The sequence below is a fragment of the Pseudomonas sp. IPO3774 genome (assembly GCF_013386835.1).
In the GTDB taxonomy this organism is placed as follows: domain Bacteria; phylum Pseudomonadota; class Gammaproteobacteria; order Pseudomonadales; family Pseudomonadaceae; genus Aquipseudomonas.
Genome location: NZ_JACAQY010000021.1, coordinates 131,754 through 155,918, shown reverse-complemented (window position 1 = coordinate 155,918; position 24,165 = coordinate 131,754). Strand labels below are relative to the sequence as shown.

Sequence of the window (24,165 nt, the reverse complement as noted above, 5' to 3'; positions counted from 1 at the left end):
CAATCGATGGGACTGGTAGAATCGCCGCCGGTTCACACGAGGTTTATCCATGCACGATCCCCACAGCGAACGCATGAGTGGCAGCGAGACCCGCGCAGCAAGCGGTCTGGCCCTGGTGTTCGCATTCCGTATGCTTGGCATGTTTATGGTGTTGCCGGTGCTGGCGACCTATGGAATGGATCTCGCAGGAGCGACCCCGGCCCTGATCGGCCTGGCGATTGGCGCCTATGGCCTGACCCAGGCGCTGTTTCAGATTCCGTTCGGCGTCATTTCCGACCGCATCGGCCGCCGGCCGGTGATCTACCTCGGCCTGATCGTCTTCGCCCTGGGCAGTGTGCTTGCGGCCAATGCCGACTCTATCTGGGGCGTGATCGCCGGACGCGTCCTGCAAGGCGCCGGCGCGATTTCCGCCGCCGTCATGGCACTGCTCTCCGACCTGACCCGCGAACAACACCGTACCAAGGCCATGGCGATGATCGGCATGACCATCGGTCTTTCGTTCGCCGTGGCGATGGTAGTCGGCCCGCTGCTGACCCGCGCGTTCGGCTTGCACGGTCTGTTCCTGGCCACCGGTGGCATGGCGCTGTTCGGCATCGTGATTGTCGCCTTCATGGTTCCGCATTCCACGGGGCCGTTGCAGCACCGTGAGTCGGGCGTCGCCAAGCAGGCATTGCTGCCGACACTCAAGCACCCGGACCTGTTGCGCTTGGATTTGGGTATCTTCGTATTACACGCGATGCTGATGTGCAGCTTCGTCGCCTTGCCCCTGGCCCTGGTGCAAAAAGCCGGGTTGCCCAAGGAGCAGCACTGGTGGGTCTATCTCACCGCGCTGCTGATTTCGTTCTTCGCCATGATCCCGTTCATCATCTACGGCGAGAAGAAACGCAAAATGAAACAAGTTCTGTTGGGCGCCGTCGCGACACTGATGCTCACTGAGCTATTCTTCTGGCAGTTCGGCGACAGCCTGCGGGCGCTGGTGATCGGCACGGTGGTGTTCTTCACCGCGTTCAACCTGCTGGAGGCTTCACTGCCTTCGCTGATCAGTAAGGTTTCACCGGCCGGCGGCAAAGGCACGGCGATGGGCGTGTATTCCACCAGCCAGTTCCTCGGTTCTGCACTGGGCGGGATCATGGGCGGCTGGATGTTCCAGCATGGCGGTTTGTCGGTTGTGTTCCTGGGATGCGCAGGTCTGGCTGCCCTCTGGCTAGCCTTTGCTGTTACCATGCGCGAACCTCCCTATGTGACGAGCCTGCGCTTGCCGTTATCGCCCGAAGCGATCCGCGAAGCCGGTCTGGTCGAGCGCCTTAAGGCCGTTGTTGGGGTTACGGATGCTGTGGTTGTTACTGAAGAAGCCGCCATCTACATCAAATTGGACACCGAATTATTGGATCGCGCGACGCTCGAGCAACTGGTCAACCCAGTGCCGACAGCGCGCCCAGCCTAGGAGAACGTTATGGCCCGTGGGGTTAACAAAGTCATATTGGTCGGTACATGCGGCCAGGATCCCGAAGTTCGCTACTTGCCGAACGGTAACGCCGTGACCAACCTGAGTCTGGCGACCAGCGAGCAGTGGACCGACAAGCAAACCGGCCAGAAGGTCGAGAAAACCGAATGGCACCGTGTGTCGATGTTCGGCAAGGTTGCAGAGATCGCCGGTGAATACCTGCGCAAAGGTTCGCAGGTCTACATCGAAGGCAAGCTGCAAACCCGCGAGTGGGAAAAAGACGGCATCAAGCGTTACACCACTGAAATCGTGGTCGACATGCAAGGCACCATGCAACTGCTGGGCGGCCGTCCACAGGGCGACCAACAGGGCCAGGGCGGCATGTCCAACTCGGCACCGCGTCCACAGCAGCAGTCCCGTCCGCAGCCAACCCAGCAGCCACAGCGTGAGTCGCGTCCAGCGCCACAGCAGGCCGCTCCTCAGCCGGCAGCCGACTTCGACAGCTTTGATGACGATATTCCGTTCTAAGGTCGCTTGAGACCCCGAACTGTCGCGTAACACCAGAAAACCCCCGGTGGCCTTGGCCCCGGGGGTTTTTCATTGCGGACACGGCAATCCGCTAAACGTCAGTGGAAGCGGCGCTCACCACCAACTCCCGAAACCTCTCCAATACCGACGACGTATCACCTACCCGGGTAGCCAAGTGCAACGGCGCCACCAGGCTCCGGCACTCCGAAAGCTCGCGATAAACAATCCCGTCGCCCCGCAACCGTTGCATTGAGGCAGGCACAATCGAAACCCCAAGCCCCGCAGCCACCAGGCTCAACGTCGCCGTCATGCGCGGCGCCTCTTGTACAACCTGCGGGCTGAAACCCGCTTCTCGACACGCCACCAGAATCGCGTCATACAACCCAAGCCCTACCCGGCGGCGATACAGCACAAACGCCTCGGTGGCCAATGCCGCCAATGGCAGCGGCGTCGACGGGTTGATAGCCAGTGGATGATCGGTAGGCAGCGCCAGCAACATTGGCTCTACCAGAATTGGCTGGTCCTGCAACGCCTGCGTCCCGCTCAGCGGCGAGCGAATGAACGCCGCGTCGAGCTTTTCGTGCAGCAACGCGTCCAGCAGTTCACCGGTACCGGCTTCTTCCAGTACCACTGAAACGCCGACAAAGGTTTCCCGAAACAGGCGCAGTACGCTGGGCACAAACGGATGCAAGGCGGCAGAGCTGGTGAAACCAATCGCCAGGCGTCCGCGTTCACCTCGGGCAGCGCGGCGCACAATGTCGGCCACACCATCGACGCTGGCCAAGATATGCCGCGCCTCTTCCAGCAAGGCCAGCCCCGCAGTGGTCGGGCGCACGCCTCGTGGCAGGCGCTCCATCAGCACCACACCCAACTCGGCTTCAAGACTTTGCAACAGGCGGGTCAGCGGCGGTTGCTGCATGCCCAGTCGTTCTGCCGCGCGGGTGATATAGCCTTCTTCGGCAATCGCGACGAAGGCCCTGAGCTGCCTGAGCTCCAGCATAGGAATACTTTTCAGGTATGGGAGATGATCAATCGTGGCATTTGTTCTCATGGATCACAAGATTTAGGCTGTCCTCACTCCTCACAGAAGAAGGAATGCCGCAATGACCTGGTCAGCCAAGCAATACTCGATGTTCGAACAACAGCGCACTCGTCCCGTCCGGGATCTGGTAGCGGCCATCTCTGAGGGTGACGTGCGTACCGCTGTCGACCTGGGTTGCGGCCCGGGCAATTCGACTGAAGTCCTGGCTGATCGCTTTCCGCAGGCATTGGTCACCGGCATGGACAGTTCCGATGACATGCTGGTGGACGCCCGCAAGCGCCTGCCCGCGTTGAACTTCGAATTGGCTGATATCGGCGCCTGGAACCCTGTGCAGAAATTCGACGTCATCCTCGCCAATGCATCGCTGCAATGGCTGCCTGATCACGCCACGCTGTATCCGCATTTAGTCAATCAACTGACTCCCGGCGGCACCCTGGCGGTGCAGACGCCCGACAATCTTGACGAGCCGGCCCACAAGCTGGCGCGGGAAGTCGCGGCGGACGGCCCGTGGGCCGCAAAAATCGGCAGCGTCAAACACAATGAACGCCATACCGCGAGCTACTACTTTGAGTTGCTGAGCCAACACTGTTCCACCGTGGATGTATGGCGCACCACTTACCACCATCCGCTGGCAGGTTCCGCCGCGGTGGTGGAGTGGTTCAAGGGTTCGGCGTTGCGTCCATTCCTGGCGCCCCTGACCGAGTCAGAAAGGAACGCCTTCCTCGACGAGTACCTGGCGCGGATCACCAAGGCTTATCCAGCGCTGGCCGATGGCACTGTGTTGCTGCCGTTTCCGCGCCTGTTCATCATCGCTACCCGGTAAGCGCGGAGAGGTCAATCGGCGGACAAGAACTGTTCCGCCGATACCACGCTCGCATAAGCAAACCCCAGCGACGACATAAACGCCGCATGCACCTGGGCTGCCGGCACGACGCTGCCATTGAATTCCAGGTCCCGCGTGGCGCAGGCATCGTGGATCACGGTCACGCTGTAGCCCAGGTCCGACGCGGCGCGCACCACGCCGTCGATGCACATATGGCTCATGCTGCCCACCACCACCAGTTCGGTGATGCTGCGTTGTTCCAGCAGGGCCCGCAGGTTGGTTTCGCGGAACGCATTGACGAAATGCTTGAGCACCACGGGCTCGTCGGCCTGGTTCAGCACCTTGGGGTGCAGGTGGGCACCTGCCGAACCCGGGGTGAAGAAGGGGGCATCGTCGGAGGTGAATTCGTGGCGTACGTGAATCACCGTATCGCCTGCCTGGCGAAATGCCTGTAGCACTTGTTGCGCCTTGTCTGCCGCCGCGTCCACTCCGTCTAGCGGCCACTTGCCCTGGGGGAAGTAGTCGTTCTGGATATCGATTAGGATGAGCGCTTGCTTGGCCATGTTGGTTTCCTTGTGAGGGTTGATGCGTCCAGTATCCTGGCTGGCGTGACGCCTGGGGATTGGCCGCACCGACAATAACAGAGGGAAAACTGACAATGGCGATCGTCGAGCTCGGCGTGCTGATCTACAGCGGTGCGCAAATGGCCGCCGTGCATGGCTTGACCGACCTGTTCGCGGTCGCCAACCGGATTGCGACCGAGCATCAGTCCGAGCAACTGCCGTCCCTGCGCATCAGCCATTGGCAGGCTGAAACAGGTGGTGCGCCGACCCGCGTATTCGACAGCCAGCCCGGTAGCGGGGATAGGTTGACGGCCTTGCTGATTCCACCCTCCATTGCCGGCTTTTCCGAGGGCCAGGCGTCCGCCGAATTGCTGGATTGGCTGCGCCAGCAACATCGCTCCGGGACCATTCTGGGCGGGGTGTGCGTAGGTTCGATCCTGATGGCGGAAAGCGGCCTGTTGGACGGTCGCAGCGCCACCACGCACTGGACGTCGGCGAAAACCTTCGCCGCCCGTTATCCGGCGATTCGCCTGGAAGCCGACAAACCCATCGTCGACGACGGCGACTTGATCACCACCGCCGGCCTCATGGCCTGGTCCGAATTGGGCCTGCGCCTGGTGGACCGTTTGCTCGGCCCGAGCATCGCTGCCAGCACCGCGCGTTTCCTGGTGATCGAACACAGTGACAGCGCCAGTGAGTGCGGCAGTAACTTTGCGCCGATCCTTGCCCATGGCGACGCTGCGATTCTCAAGGTGCAACATTGGCTGCAGGCCAGCGGTGCGGTGGATGTTTCGTTGGCTGCCATGGCGCAGGAGGCGGGACTTGAGGAACGCACCTTCCTGCGACGGTTCCGCGCCGCCACCGGTTTGAAACCCACCGAATATTGCCAGCACCTGCGTGTCGGCAAGGCGCGCCAGATGCTCGAGTTCACCAACGGCACCATTGATCACATCGCCTGGACCGTGGGGTATCAGGACCCCGGCGCCTTCCGCGCCACCTTCAAGAAAATCACCGGGCTGGCGCCAAGTGATTACCGCAGCCGTTTCGGCGTGACGCCCTCTAAGGCACAAGCCTGAATCGTGCAGAAAACCGCGACACCGGGATCACATCGTGCAGAATAAAACAGGCCAAGTGCTATCGCTTTTCCCGCAACTGATTGATTCCCCGCGCGTTTAGACAAACGCCGCCTTGGCTTGATCCCTGCTACCGTTTCCTTACACACATGGCAGCAGAGCCAAGGGGGACGCATGACCCCGACAAATCGCAAAAAAATCGTGGTGGCGCATTCAATCCGTCCGCAAGCGCCATTGCACGAAGTGGAGACCAACCGCGCCCTGGCCCGTTGGCTGGCGCACGTCCTCGGGCTCAAATATGGCGGCAGCTATAACCCTGAGCAGCACAGTGGGCGCGACCTCTATCTATTGCCCACTCAGACGCTGGTCGGCGCGGCCCAGGCGCGGCAATTCGGCGTCAAAGGCCCTGAGGATTTGTGGGGCGGCTACGTCGATCACGATTTCATCTGCACCAAGGCCATCAGCCACGGTTTGCTGAATAAAAACGCGGTTGCGCCCGAAGGCTGGTCGCCGCTGTTTTCCGAGCGCATCCGCAATGTGGTGCTGGATGGGTTGAGTGTGCACGCCCTGGAAGATGCGCGGCCGGCGGCGACCCATTTGCTGTACACCGGCCCGATCCGTCTCAAGCCCGTGCATGCCTGCGCCGGTCGCGGCCAGGAAGTGATCCGCAGCCTCGACGAGTTCGACGCCATCCTCGCGCGCCCTGATGCGGCGCAATTGTTCAGCGACGGCGTGGTGCTGGAGCAGGACCTGAGTGACGTGGTCACCCACAGTGTCGGCCAGAGCTTTATCGGCGATCACGTCATCAGCTACTGCGGCGATCAATACCTGACCCGGGACGGGCAGGGCGAAGAGGTCTATGGTGGTTCCAACCTGTTGGTGGTTCAGGGCTACTACGAAGACCTGCTCAAGCTCGACCTGCCCGCTGACGTGCGCCTGGCCATCCAGCAAGCGCAGGTCTTCGATAACGCGGCGGATGAGGCCTATCCCGGGTTCTACGCCTCGCGGCGCAATTACGACATCGCCCAGGGCCTGGACAGCGACGGCCAACGCCGCAGCGGCGTGCTCGAGCAGTCCTGGCGCATGGGCGGGGCCAGCAGCGCGGAAGTCGCGGCGCTGCAAAGCTTCGTCAACAATCCCGGGCTGCGGGCGATTTATGTCTCGTCGGTAGAAACCTACGTCGACCAGCCACTGCCCGCTGACGCGATCGAGGTGTACCGGGGCCCGGCAGAAAACAGCGACTTTCTTCTCAAGTACGTGACGGTCAAATCCTATGACGGCTAGAAGCGAAACCATTGCCATTGATATCGACGACGAACAGATGAGCGGGACCTTCCTCAGTCCCAAATCGAAAGTACCGGGGGTGTTGTTTGTGCACGGCTGGGGCGGGAGCCAGGAGCGTGACCTGGAACGCGCCAAGGGTATCGCCGGGCTCGGTTGTGTATGCCTTACATTCGACCTGCGCGGCCATGCCGGCAACGGCATTCCGTTATCCCGCGTCACCCGCGAAGACAACCTGCGCGACCTGCTCGCGGCCTACGACCGCCTGTTGTCACACCCGGCCATCGACACCTCGGCGGTGGCAGTGGTGGGCACCAGCTACGGCGGTTACCTGGCCGCCATCCTCACTTCGCTGCGCCCCGTGCGCTGGCTGGCTTTGCGGGTGCCGGCGCTGTACCGCGACCAGGAATGGCTCAAGCCCAAGCGCGACCTGGACAAGGCCGACCTGATGGATTATCGCGGCACCTTTGTGCACGCCGAAACCAATCGCGCCCTGCATGCATGCGCGGCGTTTACCGGTGATGTGTTGATCGTGGAGTCGGAGACCGACGACCACGTGCCCCATGCCACCATCATGAGCTACCGCGCCGCCTGCCAGCAGACGCATTCGCTGACTCACCGGATTATCGACGGTGCGGATCATTCCCTGAGTGATCCGGTTTCCCAGCAGGCCTACACCTCGATCCTGGTGGACTGGATTACCGAGATGGTGGTGGGCGAGCGCTTGAGCATCATCCAGTCGTAGGCGTTTTCTTCACGCGCAATGCCTTGGCCTTGGCTTCGACCGCGAGGTACATCACCAGGGCCACCAGCAGGGGCAGGATGAAGTAGATCGCGCGGTAGGCGATCAGCCCCGCGAGCAGACTGCCGCGGGACGCTTCGTGCTGCAGCAAGGCAATGAACACTGCCTCCAGCACACCCAGCCCTGCCGGGATATGCGTGACCACCCCGGCAATGCTGCTGATCAGCAACACCCCGAGCACCACGGGGTAATCCAGCTGCTTGGGCAGCAGGGTAAAAATCACTGCTGCCATCAGCGACCAGTTCAGCGCGCCGAGCGCCAACTGCAACACTGCCATGCGCAGCGACGGCAGGCTGATTTCAATCCCGCGTATCGACCATGCGCGCTTTTTCGACAAGCGACAGGCCAGCAGGTAACCCAGGCTCGCCAGTACCAACAGCACGCCGACGCCTTGCAACGCACCGCTGCTGAGCTTCCACCCCGGCGGCAATGTCACCAGCCCGCTGCTGAATACCGCGCCGGCGATCGCCATGTAGCCGAACCAGTTGGTGGCCAGGCTCAAGCCGAGGATCTTCGCGATGTTCCCGCTGCTCACCCCGAGTCGGGAATACAACCGATAGCGCATGGCGATGCCACCTACCCACGCGCTCAGGTTGAGGTTGAACGCATAGCTGATGATGCCCACCGGCAAAATCTGCTTCCAGCCCAACGGCTGGCGGATGTAGGTGCGGCCGATCAGGTCGAAGCACGAATACACCAGGAAACTGCACAGGGTCAGCGCACCCGCGATGAGCAGCGTGCGCAGCTTGAAGTCGCCCAGGGTGTCGAGCACTTCGCTCCAGTCGATACGCCGGGCGAGCAGGGTGAACAACACGATCAGCACCAGGAAAAACACCACCGTCAGCGGTTTTTTCCAGCGTTTCAAGAAGCCGGGGCGAGCGCTTTCTTCAGCGATGCGAGCTTGGGTCATGATCCGCACGCTCCTCAAGAACGAAGGGTTTCAACCTCGGCTTGTGGGCCGGCAACCAGCCGGTCCACGACGGAAAATGCCGCAGCACATGGAACACCACGAAACCTACGGTCACCCGCCAGAACCAGCCGCGAGGCGCGCGGTTTTCCGGCATGGTCTTGCAGTGGTTCTGGCTCAGATATTCCAGGCGCTCGAACAACTGCTGGTTGAAGGCACGATCACGAACCAGCACATTCGCCTCCAGGTTCAGTGACAGGCTCAACGGGTCGAGATTGCTCGAACCCACCGTGCTCCACTCTTCATCCACCAGCGCCACCTTGCCGTGCAACGGACGCTGGCAGTACTCGTGGATCACCACGCCTTCCTTGAGCAAATAGTCATAGAGCATGCGTGCCGCCAGCTTGGCCAGCAGCACATCCGGCTGGCCCTGCATGATCAACTGCACGTGCACGCCGCGCCGCGCGGCATTACGAATTTCCCGCAGCAGGCGGTAGCCGGGAAAGAAATAGGCGTTGGCGATCACCACCCGCCGCTCGGCCTTGCGCAGGGCGTGCAGGTAGGCCTCTTCGATATCGGTACGGTGTTGCAGATTGTCCCGGTAGATCAGCCGTACCAGGCCGTCGCCTTCGCCGGCAGCCCATGGCGACGGGCGTTGCTCGCGCCGCCAGCCGCGCCGCTTGCGCACACGCCGGCCACTTTGTGCGAGGGCGAAATGATGCAGGTCGGCGACTGCCGGGCCCTGCACCTGCACGGCATAATCCTGCTTGGCCTCGGGACCGAAATCCCCCAGGTGATCCGCCGAGAAATTGATCCCGCCGATAAACGCCACACTGGCATCCACCACCACAATCTTGCGGTGCAGGCGGCGAAACCAGTTGGTGCGAAAACCCAATGTCTTGCTCGCCGGGTCGAACATCTGCACGGTCACGCCGGCCTGGCTCAATTCGCTGAGAAACCCCGGTGTCAGCTCGCCACAACCAAAGCCATCGAGGCTGGCGACGACCTTGACGCCACGCTGCGCCGCCTCGATCAAAATGCCTTTGAGCTCGTGGCCGACCTTGTCTTCGAAAAGGATAAACGTCTCCAGCAAGATCTCCCGCTGGGCCTGGCGCATCGCCTCGAACACTTTGGGAAAGTAGGCCTCGCCGTTCTCCAGCAACTCGATCTGGTTACCGCTCTGCCAGCCGTAATCCAGGTCCCGGGCCACGGCATCGTCCGGCGGTTGGTCGGTCGCGATGTGTTCCACCGCGACCTTTTCCAGTGGTGCGCTGTTCATAACTCGATCTCCACCGACAGCGGCGCATGGTCCGACAAGTGTGACCACGGGCGGCTGGTCAGGACTTGGGGCTGATGCACCTTGAGGTTGCGCACATAGATGCGGTCCAGCGGCAGCAGCGGCAGGCGCGCCGGGAAGGTGCGGGCCGGCTTGCCGTGGGTTTCGATAAACACTTCCCGCAGCCCGCAGTGGGCGAGATCGGCGCGCTGGCGCCAGTCATTGAAATCACCGGCGACAATCACCGGCGCGTCGGCGGGAATCTCGGCGACCCGCTGCGCGATCAGGCGCAGTTGCTGCTGGCGATGGACTTCCCGCAGCCCCAGGTGCACGCAGATGGCATGCACGTCCTGCACGTTGCCCGGCAAGCGCAGCACGCAATGCAGCAGCCCGCGACTTTCGTGCCCGCTCTGGGAGATGTCGAGATTGTCGTAGCGGATGATCTGGAATTTCGACAGCAACGCATTACCGTGGTCGCCATGGGGATACACCGCGTTGCGACCGTAGGCGTATTGCGGCCAGATACTGTCGGCGAGGAACTCGTACTGCGGCATGCTCGGCCAGTTGCTGTAGCGCTTGGGATGGCGCTCGTGGGTGCCGTGGATTTCCTGGAGGAACACCACGTCGGCGGCCACGCTGCGGATCGCCTCGCGCAACTCGGGCAGGATGAAGCGCCGGTTGAGCGCGGTGAAGCCCTTGTGGGTATTGACCGTCAGCACCCTGAAGCGGGTGATGGTTTCGCTGGGCGTGGTTGGCATCAGTTCCGGATGGGTCATGACAGCACCCCCGTGTCCGGCAACTTGCCGGGTTCGGTGGCCAGTGCCTGATCCAGGCCAAAACGCTGCAGTAATTGGCGCGCGTCGAAGGGCGCGCGCACCTTGATGTCGTTATCGAAGTAGCAAAACACCTCGCGCTGCTTGCGGGCGCGGGGTTTGTGCTTCGGGTCGATCAACTGTGCATCGGCGGGTTGTTTGCCGTGGCTCCAGCGTTCGATGCGATCGCCCCAGCGCTTGAGCGCTTCGGACGTATAGCCGCTGGCATACAGCGCTTTGTCCCCATGCAGGCGCAGGTACACAAAGTTGGCCGTGACGTCTTCCAGGTACGGCCACTTGCCGGCTGTGTCCGCCACCACCAGGGCCACGCCGTGCTTGTCGAGCATCTCGACAAACTCCGGCACGGCGAAACTCTTGTGGCGAATCTCCACCGCATGGCGCAGCGGCTTTTTACCGTGGGCTTGCAGGCTCGCCTTGCCGTTCAGGCGCGGCTCATGCTCGCGGGCGAGGGCGGCGGCCTGCTGGGTAGTGGTGGGTAATTCGGCGAGAAAGGCTTCAAACAACGGCGGGTCGAATTTGAAACTGGGCGGGAACTGCCAGAGGATCGGCCCGAGCTTTTCCTTGAGTTCCAGCACCCCGGAGGCGAAGAAATTCGCCATCGGCTTGTGCACCTCCCGCAGCCGCAGGATATGCGTGATATAGCGCGGCGCCTTGACGCTGAACACAAACCCTTCAGGTGTGTCGCCATACCACTCGGCGTAGCGCTTGGGTGTTTGCAGCGCGTAGAACGAGCCGTTGATCTCGATGCTGTTGACCGCCCGTGAGGCAAACTGCAGCTCGCGCTTCTGGGTCAGGCCCTCGGGGTAGAAATCCCCCCGCCAGGGCGTGTAGCGCCAGCCGGAAATGCCGATATGAATCGCGGCCATGATGACTCCCGTGGGTTAACTGTGTGGTGACCTCCGTTTTTGGATGACTGTGAGGATCGGGAGAAAGTTTCGATGGTCCTACAGACGGCACCTCTCAAAATGTGGGAGCGGGCTTGCTCGCGAAGACGGTGGGTCAGTCGATATCTCTGTTGACTGACACACCGCTTTCGCGAGCAAGCCCGCTCCCACATTGGGTTCTTTATCGCTGCGGGATCAGTGCCCGCCAACCACCCGGGTCGAACTTTCGGCATACACCGGCCCCAGCCGGTCAAGGCGCCCGCTCCAGGCCGTCAGCGCCAAGGCCACCAACACCACCGAGCCGCCAATCCACGCCGTGTGGATCAAGCCCATGTGGGCGACGATCATGCCGCCGGCCCACGCGCCACCGGCAATCCCCAGGTTGAACGCCGCGATGTTCAGGCCCGAGGCCACGTCCACCGCATTCGGCGTGTGATGTTCCGCCTGGCGCACCACATACACCTGCAAGCCCGGCACGTTGCCGAAAGCGACCGCGCCCCACACCAGCACAGTGGCCAGGGCCAGCCACGGATTACCCGCGGTGAAGGTCAGCACAAACAACACGGCAGCGAGCAGGGCAAAGATGATTTTCAGGGCGCTGATCGGGCCGCGTTTGTCGGCCAGCTTGCCGCCCCAGATATTACCGATGGCCACCGAGATGCCATACACCAGCAACACCAGGCTGACGGTGCCGGCGCTGAAGCCGGAGATGTCCTGAAGGATCGGCGCCAGGTAGGTGAACGCGATGAACGAGCCGCCGTAACCCACCGCCGTCATGGCGTACACCAGCAGCAGCCGTGGTTGTTTTAATACTTGCAGTTGTTGCAACAGTGACGCGGGTTTGCTGTGGGCGATGTTTTTCGGTACGTAGAGCAGGCTGCCGATAAACGCGATCAAGCCCAGGGCCGAGACGGCGAGGAAGGTTTCGCGCCAGCCGAAGTGCTGGCCGATAAACGTCCCCAGTGGCACACCGGTCACCAATGCGACGGTCAGGCCGGTAAACATGATGGCAATCGCGCTGGCGGCTTTTTCCTTGGGCACCAGGCTTGTGGCGATGGTGGAGCCAATCGAGAAGAACACCCCGTGGGCCAGGCCGGTGACGATCCGTGCCAGTACCAGGGACTCATAACTCGGCGCTTGCCAGGCCAGCAGGTTGCCGAGGGTGAACAGCACCATCAGCGACAACAACAGCAGTTTGCGTGGCACTTTGCCGGTGAGGGCGGTGAGTACCGGCGCGCCGATGGCCACGCCCAGGGCGTAGAGGCTGACCAGCAGGCCGGCGGACGGCAAGTCGACACCCAGGTCGGCGCCGATGGTGGGTAACAGGCCAACGATGACGAACTCGGTCGTCCCGATGGCAAAAGCGCTGAGGGTCAGCGCGAGCAAGGCAATGGGCATGGCTGCAACTCCGGTGTGTTTCAATCAGGAGCGCAGTCTCGGGGTTCGGCTTGTGCGGAAAAAGACAGGTATTGGCATTTGATATTTGCCTGGGGCGCACGGATCGACGCGCGTGGGGAACGATCAGGCGTCAAACCCGTCAGTTCCTTACAGACCCTTCTGAAGGAGCCCGGTGTTTTGTTGAATTTAAAGACTGTGCTACTGCTCGGCACGCTGCTGTTCTGCGGCAGCGGCGCGCTGCAAGCGGCCACCGCCCCCGCGGCTCCAGCGCCTGCCGCCCCGGCCCAGCCGGAACTTTTGGTAGAAGGCGGCCTGCTCGGCGCCATCAGCTCCAGCATCGATGATGTGCAGGACAAACTCGACCTCAACCAGAACCTGGTCGACGCCTGGCGGCTGCGGGCCGACCGGGCGGCGGATGAGGTGGACAAGCTGGTCAACCAGCCGTCCGAACGTTCCTCGTGGAGCGTAGCCGGGGATTTCCTGTTGTTGTCCGGGGTGTGGATCGGCGCGTTCGCCGCGCTGACCCTGCTGGGGCGCTTTATCGTCAAGCGCCTGAGCCTGCAGCGGCATATCGCACCTCGCCAGCGCCTCCAGGCGTTGCTGGGTTACCTGATTCCCTACACGATACCAGCGCTTATCTGCCTGCCATTGACGCTCTACGTCAGCCACTTCCTGCCCACCTCGGTGGGCCGTGCGCTGGCGCTGTGTTTTGCCTACGCCACCAGCAGCGGCATTTTCTCCACCTCGATCCTGTTGTGCGTGATCGTCATGTTCAACGTCGGCCACAAGCGCCCTGCGGTGAAGATTATTCGGGACTACTGCCCCAAGCCGCTGTTCCTGATCGGCTTCCTTGCCGCCCTCAGCGATGCGCTGACCAGCCCACAGATCGCCCGTCAACTGGGGGGCAATATCACCGCCAGCGTCGCGATCTTCACCGGGCTGTTTGCCTCGGTGATCTTCGGCATGCTGGTGATTCGCCTGCGCCGTCCGGTGGCGCATTTGATCCGCAACCGGCCCCTGGCCCAGCGCCTGAAACACCCGGCGGTGCAGCAATCCCTGCGGGTGTTTTCCGGCCTGTGGTATTGGCCGATCCTGCTGATGGTGCTGGTGTCGGCGATCAACCTGATCGGCGCCGGCGCCGACAGCCAGAAAGCCCTGCGCTGTGCGCTGTTCACCACGATCCTGCTGATCGGCACGGTGTTCCTCAGCACGGTGTTGCAGCACCTGTTCCAGTCCCGCAGCACGGTGGCGGTGCAGCGCAGCAGTGCCTACAAGGAACGTTTCCTCAGCCTGCTGCACGCGCTGTTGCGCATCGTGATGGCCATCGCCTTTATCGAAATCCTCGGGCGTATCTGGGGCGTTTCGCTGTTTGAGTTTGCCCAGCGCAACTCCGTGGGCCGGGCCATCAGTGATTCCCTGAGCAGCATCGGTTTGATCCTGCTGGTGACCTGGCTGTTCTGGGTGGTGCTCGACACGGCGATTCAGGAAGCATTGAAACCCCCGGTCAACAAACGCTCCAGCCGCCAGCCCAGCACGCGGGTGAAAACCATCCTGCCGCTGCTGCGCAACGCAGTGAAAATCGTCCTGGTGGTGATCTGCGCGATCACCACCATGGCCAACCTGGGGATCAACGTCGCACCGCTGCTGGCGGGTGCCGGGGTGGTGGGCCTGGCCATTGGTTTTGGCTCCCAGCAACTGGTGCAGGATGTAATCACCGGGCTGTTCATCATCATCGAAGACACCCTGTCGATTGGCGATTGGGTGGTGCTCGACTCCGGCCACGCCGGCACCGTGGAGGGGCTGACCATCCGCACCCTGCGCCTGCGGGACGGCAAGGGGTTTGTGCATTCGGTGCCGTTCGGGCAGATCAAGGCCGTCACCAACCAATCGCGGCAATTCGCCTATGCGTTCTTCTCGGTGCAGTTCACCTACGACACCGATGTCGACAAGGCCGTGGAGCTGATTCGCGAGGCGGGACAGTCGATCCGCGACGACGTGTTCCTCAAGTACAACCTGCAAGGGCCGCTGGAGGTATTTGGCGTCGACAAGATGGACCTCAACGGCGTGGTGCTGACGGCGCAGTTCCGCACGGTGTCGGGCGGGCAATATGCGGTGAGCCGCGCGTTTAACCAGCGCTTGAAAAAGCTTGTGGATAACTGTGCCTTTGTTCACTTCGCGCAAACTTATCCACAGCAGGTGATGCTGCCGCAGCGGGTCGGGCAGCAGGTGGATGAGCCGGAGGAAGAAGTGCCTTCGTCGGTGGTGCATACCGAGCAGCCTAGAACCCAATAGTTTTGTGTTGAGGCCGCCGGCCTCTTCGCGAGCAAGCCCGCTCCCACATTCGACCGCATTCCAAGGGCGGAACCGGATTGAAAGTGGGAGCGGGCTTGCTCGCGAAGGCGTCATTACGGGCGCTGCACAAGTCAGCGCCTGATCAGTTTTTCCCGCACCAACCCGGCCTCCTGCTGATTCAACTCCAGCAACACCTGCTGCTTGCCGGCAATCTCCACCGCCGCCGGCAAACCATTCCGGTACACCAGCCGATTACCGCTCAACGCCGGCACCTTGCTACCCGGCAGCAGCGTACCGACCAGGTTCAGCGGATCCGCCCCACACACGGCAATCAAGCTGCCATCGTGAGGCCGCCGCCGAACTTCCCGCAGCAGCGGAATCGCTTCCGGCAACGCAAACTGTTCCCCCGCCAAACCACTCACAAACCGCCCGCCCCGAATCTCGCCCCGGGCCTCCAGCCGGTGGAACGTACGCAGCAATTCCCGCCAACTGGGCAGCCAGTCCGCCTCGCGCTCCAGCAGGCGCCAGAACACCACCCCGTAGCGGCGCAGCAAGGTCATCGCCACATGCTCCAGCGTCTCGGCCGAGTGAGCCCCCGGACGTGTGCCGTCCGCCACCGGCGCCCGCCGTACCAGGGCCCAACGCCCGGCATCGTCCATCCCGCCGACAAACGCGCCACGCCCGCGCCGACTGCTGCGGGCCTGACGTTTGCTCGCCGGCGTGGTCAGGGCGCGCAGGCCGGCAAAACTGTCGGCGTTCGCCAGCCCCGCGCCCACCAGTTCCTGCAACGCGGTTTCCAGTTCGCTGCGCAGCAGATGGGCTTCGTGGATCAATTCATCGAAAAACAGCGCGCCGTTTTCCCGCAGCGCCTGATGGACTTTCTGTGCCTTGGGCGACAGCTCGGTGCTGTCCGGCGCTTCGGTCAGTCCACTCCACAATGGCACCTGGCTGCGGGGCAACAGCACCACTGGCGTGCTGCGCAGGGCCGTCGCGCCGGCCTTGTTGCTCAGGCGCGTCCACACCACTTTGCCGCTGCGGCACAAATCGTCCAGCCAGTGGGGCGCGTAATCCTTGATTCGTGCGCTGAGCAAATCGCTGTCCCAGGCCGAAGTGGCTGCGGCGTACCCTTCCAACTGCGCGACGATCTGCGGCAACACCGCGCTGCCCTGGCCGCGGGTACCGTTCGACAGGTGCTGCCAGTCGAACAGAAAACGCATGAAATCCTGCAACGCCACCGGCTCGATTTCCCGGCGCAGGCGCTTGACCGTGTAGCGGTGAATGCGCGCCAGCAGGTGGCGTTCGCACCATTGTTCGGCGCTGGCGCCGGGGCTGAAACGGCCGCGCAGCACGTAGCCTTCGCTCTCCAGCCGCGCGAGTGCCTGTGATACGTCGGCCACCGGCAAGGCCAGGGGCGCGGCGATCTCGATCAGCGTCAATGGGCCATAACCGCTCAGGCGCGCCCGCAGCACTTCCACCAAGGCTTCATCGAAGGTCCAGGGCTCATCGAAACCTGGCAACAGCGGCAGGTCATTCGGGTAGATCGCCGTTAAACAGCTCAAGCGCTCCAGGGCGACCCAAACGGCTTGATTAGCACCAATCTGCAATCGGCTGGCGCGCCCACCGTCGGCCAGGGCTTGCAGCCATTCGGCCCACTGCGCCGTGACCTCGGATTCGGCAATGCACGCCAAACTCATCAGCGCTTCATGCATCTCGTCCAGGCCATTGGGCGCCGGCCAGGCTTCCTCGCACACACCGGCAATCGCTTCGGCATCCAGCGCGCCAAGGTCATCAATGCTTTGCGGATCGCTCCAGCGCCGGTTGAGCACGGCCTGGGTGCGGCGCTCCTCCAGCGGAGCGTCGTCGAGAAAGGTGTAGGGGCGGGCGCTGAGAATCTCTGCTGCCAGTGGCGACGGCGCCGGCAGATCACGGCTGATCAGGCGGATTTCGCCGCGCTCCATGCGCCGCAACAGGGCCAGCCAGCCTTCGCTGTCCATGGCTTCGTGCAGGCAGTCGTCGAGGGTTTGCTCCACCAGCGGATGCTCGGGCACTTCGCGCTCGCCGGCGAGGTTTTCCAGGCAAGCGATCTGGTCGGGGAACACACTGGCGATCAGGTCTTCACTCTTCATGCGCTGGATCTGCGGCGCCACCTTGCGCCCACCGGTGTAGCGCGGCAACGCCAGGGCCACCCCGGCATTCCAGCGCCAGCGCACGCCGAACAGCGGTGCATCCAGTACCGCCTGGATCAGGATGTGCTCGGCCGTGTTGCTGTTCAGGTAGCGCCACACCTCATCCAGCTCAAAGCTGTGACTGGTGGACAGCGACAACACGATCGCATCCTCGCTGGCGGCGGCTTGCAGTTCGAAGTTGAAGGTGCGGCAAAACCGCTTGCGCAGCGCCAGGCCCCAGGCGCGGTTGATGCGACTGCCGAACGGCGTGTGGATGATCAATTGGGTGCCGCCGGACTCGTCGAAAAACCGTTCCATGATCAACGTGTCCTGGGACGGCAGCGCGCTCAGCGCCAGCCGCGCCCGCGCCAGGTAATCCAGCAGTTGTTCGGCGCTGGCCAGGTTCAGGCCGAGGGTGCCGGTGAGCCAATCGAGCGCCGGTTGCAGGTTACCCGGCGTGGCGCCCAGCAGCGCGTCCAGTTGCCCCTGAAAACGCGCCACGGCAAACGACAACTCGGCACTGCGCCCCGGTGCTTCGCCGAGCCAGAACGGAATGGTCGGCGGCTGGCCGTGGGCATCCTCGACCCGCACCTTGCCGGGCTCCACTCGCAGGATGCGGTAGGAGGTGTTGCCCAGCTGGAAGATATCCCCGGCGATGCTTTCCACCGCGAAGTCTTCGTTGACGCTGCCGATGTTCAGGCTTTGCGGCTCAAGCAGCACGCTGTAGTCGGCGTTGTCGGGGATGGTGCCGCCGCTGGTCACGGCGGTGAGCTTGGCGCCCCGCCGACCACGCAGGGTGCGGGTGATGGCGTCGCGGTGCAGGTAGGCGCTGCGCAGGCCCTGGCGCCCGTTGTAGCCTTCGGCGAGCATTTGCAGCAGTGCCTGATAGTGACGCTCATCCAGCTCGGCGTAGGGCGCGGCGCGGCGGATCAGCGTGAGCAGGGCCTGTTCCTGCCATTCCTGGCAGCTGACTTCGGCGATGATCTGCTGGGCCAGCACATCCAGCGGCGCAACCGGGATCAGCAAGGTGTCCAGCTCGCCCCGGCGCACGCAGTCGAGGAGGGCGGCGCATTCGATCAGGTCGTCACGGGTGGTGGCGAACAACCGGCCCTTGGGCGTGCCGCCAACCTGATGCCCGGAGCGTCCGACCCGTTGCAGAAAACCGTTGATCGAGCCGGGCGAGCCGATCTGGCACACCAGGTCGACATCGCCGATATCGATCCCCAGTTCCAGCGACGCAGTGGCGATCAACACCTGCAGTTCACCGGCCTTGAGCCGTTGTTCGGCGTCCAGGCGCATTTCCTTCGCGAGGCTGCCGTGGTGGGCGGCGACGGCGGTTTTGCCCAGGCGCTCGCTCAAGTGCCGGGCCAGGCGTTCGGCCAGGCGCCGGGTGTTGACGAAAATCAGCGTGGTGCGGTGTTGCCTGGCCAGTTCGGCGAGGCGGTCGTAGACCAGCTCCCACACGTCGTTGGCCATGACGGCCGACAGCGGCACCGGCGGCACTTCGATATCCAGGTCCCGTGGGCGTGCGTGGCCGATATCGACGATCTCGCAAGGCCGGCCGGTGCCCACCAGAAAGCGCGACACCGCCTCGATGGGCTTTTGCGTGGCCGACAGGCCGATGCGGGTCAGCGGTTCGCTGCACAAACCCTGCAGGCGCTCCAGTGTCAGGGCCATGTGGCTGCCGCGCTTGCTGGCGGCGATGGCGTGGATCTCATCGACGATCACCGTGCGGGTGCTGGCAAGCATCTGCCGGCCGGAATCTGAGCCGAGCAGCACGTAGAGCGATTCCGGGGTGGTGACCAGGATGTGCGGCGGGTGCTTGCGCATCAGGGCGCGGTCTTTCTGCGGGGTGTCGCCGGTACGCACGGCGGTGCGGATCGCCAGCGGTGGCAGGCCGAGGCGCTGCAAGTGCTCGGTGATGCCGGCCAGCGGGGTTTGCAGGTTGATCTGGATGTCGTTGGAAAGAGCCTTCAGGGGCGAGACGTAGACCACCAGCGTTTGGTCTGGCAGTTGGCCGCCATTGGCCAGGCCTTGGTGCACGAGATCGTCCAGCACCGCGAGAAAGGCAGTCAGGGTCTTGCCGGAGCCGGTGGGTGCGGCGATCAGTGTGGAGCGGCGCTGGCGGATCAGCGGCCACGCCTGGGCCTGGGCGGCGGTCACCGACGGGAACGTGCTGCGGAACCAGGTGCTGACGGCGGGGTGGAAACCGTTCAAGACCGTGTCCGTTGATTCAGGAAGGTTCATCCCCAATTTATGCGGCCGGCCCCGGCAACTTGCAACCCCGGGATGCATTCCCTGTGGTGAGGGATCTTGCTGTGGCGAGGGAGCTTGCTCCCGCTGGCTGCGTAGCGGCCCCAAAAAAGCGGGAGCGCTGCGCACTCCAGCGGGAGCAAGCTCCCTCGCCACAAGAAGCTCCCTGGCCACAGCAAGCTCGCTGACCACTGCAAGGCCCCTGGCCACTGCATGCTCCCTGGCCACTGCATGCTCCCTGGCCATAAAAAGGCTCTCTCTACCTAAACCCCCCGGCCGCAATCGGCGGCGCACTTTATAAGTGACGGTTGCGCTACAAACCCGCAAAATGCAACGATTCTGGCAAATGCCAACGGCATGGCTCACAAGCCTGTCGATAATAACCATCGTTCCAAACAGACCGGGCCTGCTCAATCTATGCGAATGCGCCTTATGTTACTGGGCGGCGGGAATGCCCTCGGGCAGGCGCTGATTCGCCTCGGTGCGGAGGAAGACATCGGTTTCCTCGCCCCGCGCCCGCCCCAAGACGGCTGGGATGCCGCGAGCCTCACGCAACTGCTCGACGACACCCGTCCCGATGCCTTGATCAATCTCGCCTATTACTTCGACTGGTTTCAGGCGGAGACGGTCAGCGAGACACGCCTGGCCGCCCAGGAATATGCGATCGAGCGCCTGGCTGAACTGTGCCAGCACCACAGCATCACCCTGCTGCAACCGTCCAGCTACCGGGTGTTCGATGGCTCCCGCGCCACCGCCTACAGCGAAAAAGACGAACCCGTGCCCTTGGGCCTGCGAGGCCAAGCGTTGTGGCGCATCGAGCAGAGCGTACGCGCCACCTGCCCGCAGCACGTGCTGTTGCGTTTCGGCTGGCTGCTGGATGACAGCGTCGACGGCACCCTCGGGCGCTTCCTGGCCCGTGCCGAAAAACCTGACGAACTGCTGATGGCCGACGACCGCCGGGGCAACCCGACGCCGGTGGACGATGCCGCGCGGGTGATCATTTCGGTGCTCAAGCAACTCGATTGCGCCGCGCCGTTGTGGGGCACCTACCACTACGCCGGCCACGAAGCGACTACCCCGCTGGCGCTGGGGCAGGCGATCCTGACCGAAGCGCGCAACTTCCACCCGCTGGCCGTGGAAGCGCCGACCGCCCAGGCCCACGCCGCCCGTCCGGATGCAGCCGACGAGCCGCAACACGCGGTGCTGGCCTGCAAGAAAATCCTCCACACCTTCGGCATCAAGCCACGGGCATGGCGGGCCGGGCTGCCGGCGTTGCTCGACCGGTTCTATCGACACGGTCAAACATAAAAAAGGCGCCTGAAACAGGCGCCTTTTTTTGTGGCGGTGCGCGAACGGTTAAAAGTGATATGTGTTGGCAAGTCGGATGCGCCACGGCATACGAAAAATTTGAAACCTTTGGTGCGCCCGGTCATCCATGCCAATAGGGATTGATTGTGCTTACGGCTCGTTCAGCAAAAGCAAAAGTCTGCATTCAGAAGAAGACTTCGCCCATCCAGCCATGGGCAGCCTAAAAGAGGAGCCCCACCCATCATGGCAACAAACTCTCCGGTGAATGGTTCGCCGCCGCCTCACGATGATGTGTATGAGGAAGCGCACGACCTGCAGTTCGCTTTGAGTGCCGCCGGGCTTGGTATATGGCGCCTGGATTTGACGACGGGCGAGCTGAAGACCTCGGCCACTTGCCGCCTCAACTTCGGACTCGAACCACAGATACCGTTCAGTTATGAACACATGCAGCGCCTGGTGCACCCCGAAGACAGAGGCCGAGTGGCTGACGCATGGGATCGCTCGATCGCTCAACGCTGCGCCTACGACGTTCACTACCGGATCGTCACGCCCCACGGTGAAACTCGCTGGCTGCACGTGTGCGCCAGAGCCCGTTACGCCGATGACGGTCAGCCCGTCGCGATGACGGGAACCGTTCAGGATGCGACCCAGGAGCAGTTACTGCAGTCGCAAAACATGGAAGCGCTGGGGCGGATAACGGGCCGCGTGGCTCATGACTTTAACAACCTGCTGACGGTGATCCGTTCTTCAGCAGATCTTTTGACGCGTCCGTCAGTATCGGAAGAGCGGCGGCTGCGCCTGGTGCAAGCCATTTCCGAGGCGGTAAAGCGTGGTTCTCACTTCACCAGCCAATTGCTGTCCTTCGCTCGCAGGCAAACCCTCCATCCCGCACCGCTGGACGTCAATTCAAGCACGTTGGCCATGGCCGATACGATTGCTTTGCGGGTTGGCACAGGCATCCACGTACGCATTGAGTCCACAGCAGCCCCCTGCGTTGTTCACGTTGACCCAGAACAGTTTGAAACCGCCATTCTCAATATGCTCATGAATGCCCGAGACGCCATGCCTGATCACGGTGAGGTGGTCATCCGTGTTGAGTCGATGGACCTTATCCCTGCGTCCAATGGTCATGCCCTTATGAACGGAAGTTACGTTGCCGTCTCCATCACAGACAATGGTTCGGGTATCGCACCGCTCAACCTCGACAGAATCTTTGAACCGTTTTTCTCCACCAAAGGCAACGGCCAGGGAACCGGGTTGGGGCTCAGCCAGGTATTGGGTTTTGCCAAACAGTCGGGGGGAGAGGTCAGGGTCGAGAGTCGTCTGGGGCAGGGAAGTACGTTCACGCTTTATTTGCCCCGCGCTTGAACGGGATGAGTGGATAGCCCGATTGCACAAATGGAGTTAGCATCGTAAACCTTCGGCTCAAGAGCCTGTTGTTCACATCAGGGTTGCATTGTGGAAAAGCTAAATCGCCTTCAAAGCGGAATAGAAGGGCTGGATGCTCTGCTCAAGGGCGGGCTAGTCGCAGGTGCCTCCTACATTATCCAGGGGCGCCCAGGATCGGGTAAAACCATCCTCGCCAATCAACTGGGATTCAATCATGCGCGCAACGGGGGCCGAGTACTGGTGGCCACGTTGCTGGCCGAGTCCCACGACCGTTTATTTCAGTTCCTCTCGACCCTGAACTTCTTTGATGTTTCCCGGGTGGGGGCCGAAATTCAGTTCGTCAGTGCATTTGACACCCTTGAGAACGACGGTCTCGATGAAGTGGTCAAGCTGCTTCGGCGTGAGATCAGTCGCCAGAAGGCCACCGTGTTAGTGGTCGACGGCTTGCTCAATGCACGCTCCAAGGCTGACTCGCCCATCGACACCAAGAAATTCATTTCCGAGCTGCAAGGGCACGCTGCGTTCGCCGGTTGTACGGTGCTGTTTCTCACCAGTTCCCGGTTGGACGACGGCAGTCCTGAGCACACCATGGTTGATGGTGTGATCGAGATGGGTGAAGAGCTTCACGGCAGCCGTTCAGTGCGCCGTATTCAATTGCGCAAGACTCGGGGCAGTGGTGCACTGACCGGATTGCACGAGTGTGAAATCACCGACGATGGCCTGGTGGTTTATCCGCGTCTGGAAAGCCTCTACAGCCATCCGTCTTTACCTGACAGTGCTGATCTGACGCGTATCACCAGCGGCATCGGTTCGCTGGACGCCATCATCGGCGGTGGCCTGCACAGTTCCTCCGTTACCCTCGTCATGGGGCCTTCCGGCGTCGGGAAAACCACATTGGGGCTCAGGTTTCTCGCAGAGTCGACAGTGGAAGCGCCGGGCCTGCATTTCGGTTTTTATGAAAGCCCGCAGCGGTTACGCCTCAAAGGCCAATCGCTGGGTATTGATATCAAGGGTATGGAAGAAAGTGGTGCGCTGAGTCTTGCCTGGCAACCCACGACAGAAGGCCTGCTCGACGGTCTCGGCGCACGTCTGCTGAAAATAGTTGAGGAAAAGGGCATCAAGCGCCTGTTCATCGACAGCTTGAGCGGCATGACCCGAGTGTCGACAAACCCGGCACGTATCACTGATTTCTACAGCGCCCTGATGAGCGAGCTTCGTGCCCGTGGCGTAACGGTATTTGCCTCATGGGAGATGCGTGACGTTTTTGGTTCGGAGGTCAGTTCTCCGACTCCGGACCTGTCCAGTATTGTCGATAACCTGCTGCTGATGCGTTTCTTCGAGATTCAATCTGAACTAAGAAGAATGCTTTCGATTCTTAAGGTACGAGATAGCTTCTACGATCCTTCGCTTCTTGAAGTGGTAATCCATGAAAACGGCGTTGACCTGAAGAAGGCATCAAGAAATGCATTGGCTGTCCCTAATGATTCTTCGCTGCCGGGCTCAACGTCCTAAGTCTCTGATTCGGGTTGAATTGACATGACCACCATCCTGGTCGTCGACGACGAGTATTTGATCGCTGACATTCTCGGCTATGCGCTGGAGGATGAGGGGTACATGGTCGTAAAAGCGAGCAATGGCCAGAAAGCACTCGAGGTCCTGGAGCGCGAGCGGCCAGCGTTGATCATCACCGACTTCATGATGCCGGTCATGGATGGCCAGGAGTTTGCCGAAGCGGTTCGTGCTCTGCCGGCAGTCAAACACTTGCCCATCATTCTGATCAGCGGAGCCCAGGCACATATTGGTATGGAGCGGTCGGACTTGTTCAATGCGGTGTTGAAAAAGCCGTTCAACATTGACTTGGTCATAGCTGAAGTGCACCAGCTCCTGGCTGACGCCTGATTCGC

Annotated in this window: 19 protein-coding genes; 11 read left to right on the top strand and 8 right to left on the bottom strand. The window is 62.1% G+C overall.

The features are described 5' to 3' along the window. Positions 1-49: 49 nt before the first annotated feature. Positions 50-1,444 (top strand): MFS transporter, encoded by a 1,395-nt coding sequence (locus HYE77_RS14915; RefSeq protein WP_177068938.1) that lies wholly within the window; start codon positions 50-52, stop codon positions 1,442-1,444. A gap of 9 nt (positions 1,445-1,453) precedes the next feature. Beyond that, positions 1,454-1,972: a single-stranded DNA-binding protein gene (locus tag HYE77_RS14910; RefSeq protein ID WP_003210042.1), complete on the top strand. Its 519-nt coding sequence runs from the start codon at positions 1,454-1,456 to the stop codon at positions 1,970-1,972. Between the two features lie 91 nt (positions 1,973-2,063). Here HYE77_RS14910 and HYE77_RS14905 read toward each other — a convergent pair whose 3' ends face one another. Further along, entirely contained in the window at positions 2,064-2,972 is a 909-nt protein-coding gene (locus HYE77_RS14905) for a LysR family transcriptional regulator (RefSeq protein WP_177008886.1), read from the bottom strand. 103 nt (positions 2,973-3,075) lie between these two features. Between HYE77_RS14905 and tam the strand changes: the two genes are divergently transcribed. Then, complete coding sequence (gene tam, locus HYE77_RS14900; RefSeq protein WP_177068937.1) at positions 3,076-3,837, top strand: trans-aconitate 2-methyltransferase; 762 nt, start codon at positions 3,076-3,078, stop codon at positions 3,835-3,837. Positions 3,838-3,848: 11 nt separating this feature from the next. Here tam and HYE77_RS14895 read toward each other — a convergent pair whose 3' ends face one another. Next, entirely contained in the window at positions 3,849-4,400 is a 552-nt protein-coding gene (locus HYE77_RS14895) for a cysteine hydrolase family protein (RefSeq protein ID WP_177068936.1), read from the bottom strand. Positions 4,401-4,495: 95 nt separating this feature from the next. On the opposite strand from HYE77_RS14895, the gene HYE77_RS14890 reads away from it, so the two are divergent. The 3 genes from HYE77_RS14890 to HYE77_RS14880 all read left to right on the top strand — a co-directional run bounded on the left by HYE77_RS14890 (position 4,496) and on the right by HYE77_RS14880 (position 7,499). Continuing rightward, entirely contained in the window at positions 4,496-5,476 is a 981-nt protein-coding gene (locus HYE77_RS14890; protein WP_177068935.1) for a GlxA family transcriptional regulator, read from the top strand. Between the two features lie 171 nt (positions 5,477-5,647). Beyond that, on the top strand, positions 5,648-6,757 hold the full coding sequence (locus HYE77_RS14885; RefSeq protein WP_177066971.1) for a DUF3182 family protein: 1,110 nt from the start codon (positions 5,648-5,650) through the stop codon (positions 6,755-6,757). Beyond that, the gene (locus HYE77_RS14880; RefSeq protein ID WP_003210032.1) at positions 6,747-7,499 is read left to right on the top strand and encodes a S9 family peptidase; all 753 of its coding nucleotides are present in this window, start codon (positions 6,747-6,749) and stop codon (positions 7,497-7,499) included. Before HYE77_RS14885 ends, HYE77_RS14880 begins: the two co-directional genes overlap by 11 nt. On the opposite strand, the gene HYE77_RS14875 is transcribed toward HYE77_RS14880, so the two are convergent. The 5 genes from HYE77_RS14875 to HYE77_RS14855 form a co-directional block, all read right to left on the bottom strand. After that, the gene (locus HYE77_RS14875; RefSeq protein WP_177021471.1) at positions 7,486-8,466 is read right to left on the bottom strand and encodes a lysylphosphatidylglycerol synthase domain-containing protein; all 981 of its coding nucleotides are present in this window, start codon (positions 8,464-8,466) and stop codon (positions 7,486-7,488) included. The two genes, HYE77_RS14880 and HYE77_RS14875, sit on opposite strands and share 14 nt — an antisense overlap. Next, positions 8,444-9,742, bottom strand: a complete 1,299-nt coding sequence (gene clsB / locus HYE77_RS14870; RefSeq protein WP_003210028.1) for a cardiolipin synthase ClsB — start codon at positions 9,740-9,742, stop codon at positions 8,444-8,446. The genes HYE77_RS14875 and clsB overlap by 23 nt, the downstream gene beginning before the upstream one ends. Then, entirely contained in the window at positions 9,739-10,515 is a 777-nt protein-coding gene (locus tag HYE77_RS14865) for an endonuclease/exonuclease/phosphatase family protein (RefSeq protein WP_008436458.1), read from the bottom strand. The genes clsB and HYE77_RS14865 overlap by 4 nt, the downstream gene beginning before the upstream one ends. Further along, positions 10,512-11,438, bottom strand: a complete 927-nt coding sequence (locus HYE77_RS14860; RefSeq protein ID WP_177020918.1) for a DUF72 domain-containing protein — start codon at positions 11,436-11,438, stop codon at positions 10,512-10,514. The genes HYE77_RS14865 and HYE77_RS14860 overlap by 4 nt, the downstream gene beginning before the upstream one ends. Positions 11,439-11,651: 213 nt before the next feature. Continuing rightward, positions 11,652-12,854 carry an MFS transporter gene (locus HYE77_RS14855; protein WP_177035943.1) on the bottom strand — a complete coding sequence of 401 codons (1,203 nt, stop codon included), beginning with the start codon at positions 12,852-12,854 and terminating at the stop codon, positions 11,652-11,654. Between the two features lie 177 nt (positions 12,855-13,031). Here HYE77_RS14855 and HYE77_RS14850 point away from each other — a divergent pair, with 177 nt between their 5' ends. Continuing rightward, the gene (locus HYE77_RS14850; RefSeq protein WP_177068934.1) at positions 13,032-15,146 is read left to right on the top strand and encodes a mechanosensitive ion channel family protein; all 2,115 of its coding nucleotides are present in this window, start codon (positions 13,032-13,034) and stop codon (positions 15,144-15,146) included. Between the two features lie 131 nt (positions 15,147-15,277). Here the strand turns inward: HYE77_RS14850 and HYE77_RS14845 are convergent, their stop codons facing one another. Continuing rightward, positions 15,278-19,558 (bottom strand): DEAD/DEAH box helicase, encoded by a 4,281-nt coding sequence (locus HYE77_RS14845; RefSeq protein ID WP_177068933.1) that lies wholly within the window; start codon positions 19,556-19,558, stop codon positions 15,278-15,280. Positions 19,559-19,981: 423 nt separating this feature from the next. On the opposite strand from HYE77_RS14845, the gene HYE77_RS14840 reads away from it, so the two are divergent. From HYE77_RS14840 to HYE77_RS14825, 4 genes are all read left to right on the top strand, one after another. Further along, on the top strand, positions 19,982-20,872 hold the full coding sequence (locus tag HYE77_RS14840) for a sugar nucleotide-binding protein (protein ID WP_008436463.1): 891 nt from the start codon (positions 19,982-19,984) through the stop codon (positions 20,870-20,872). A gap of 243 nt (positions 20,873-21,115) precedes the next feature. Then, entirely contained in the window at positions 21,116-22,240 is a 1,125-nt protein-coding gene (locus tag HYE77_RS14835) for an ATP-binding protein (RefSeq protein WP_177068932.1), read from the top strand. A gap of 90 nt (positions 22,241-22,330) precedes the next feature. Beyond that, complete coding sequence (locus HYE77_RS14830) at positions 22,331-23,773, top strand: ATPase domain-containing protein (protein ID WP_177068931.1); 1,443 nt, start codon at positions 22,331-22,333, stop codon at positions 23,771-23,773. Between the two features lie 24 nt (positions 23,774-23,797). Then, the gene (locus HYE77_RS14825) at positions 23,798-24,160 is read left to right on the top strand and encodes a response regulator (protein WP_102605740.1); all 363 of its coding nucleotides are present in this window, start codon (positions 23,798-23,800) and stop codon (positions 24,158-24,160) included. The last annotated feature ends 5 nt before the right edge of the window (positions 24,161-24,165 follow it).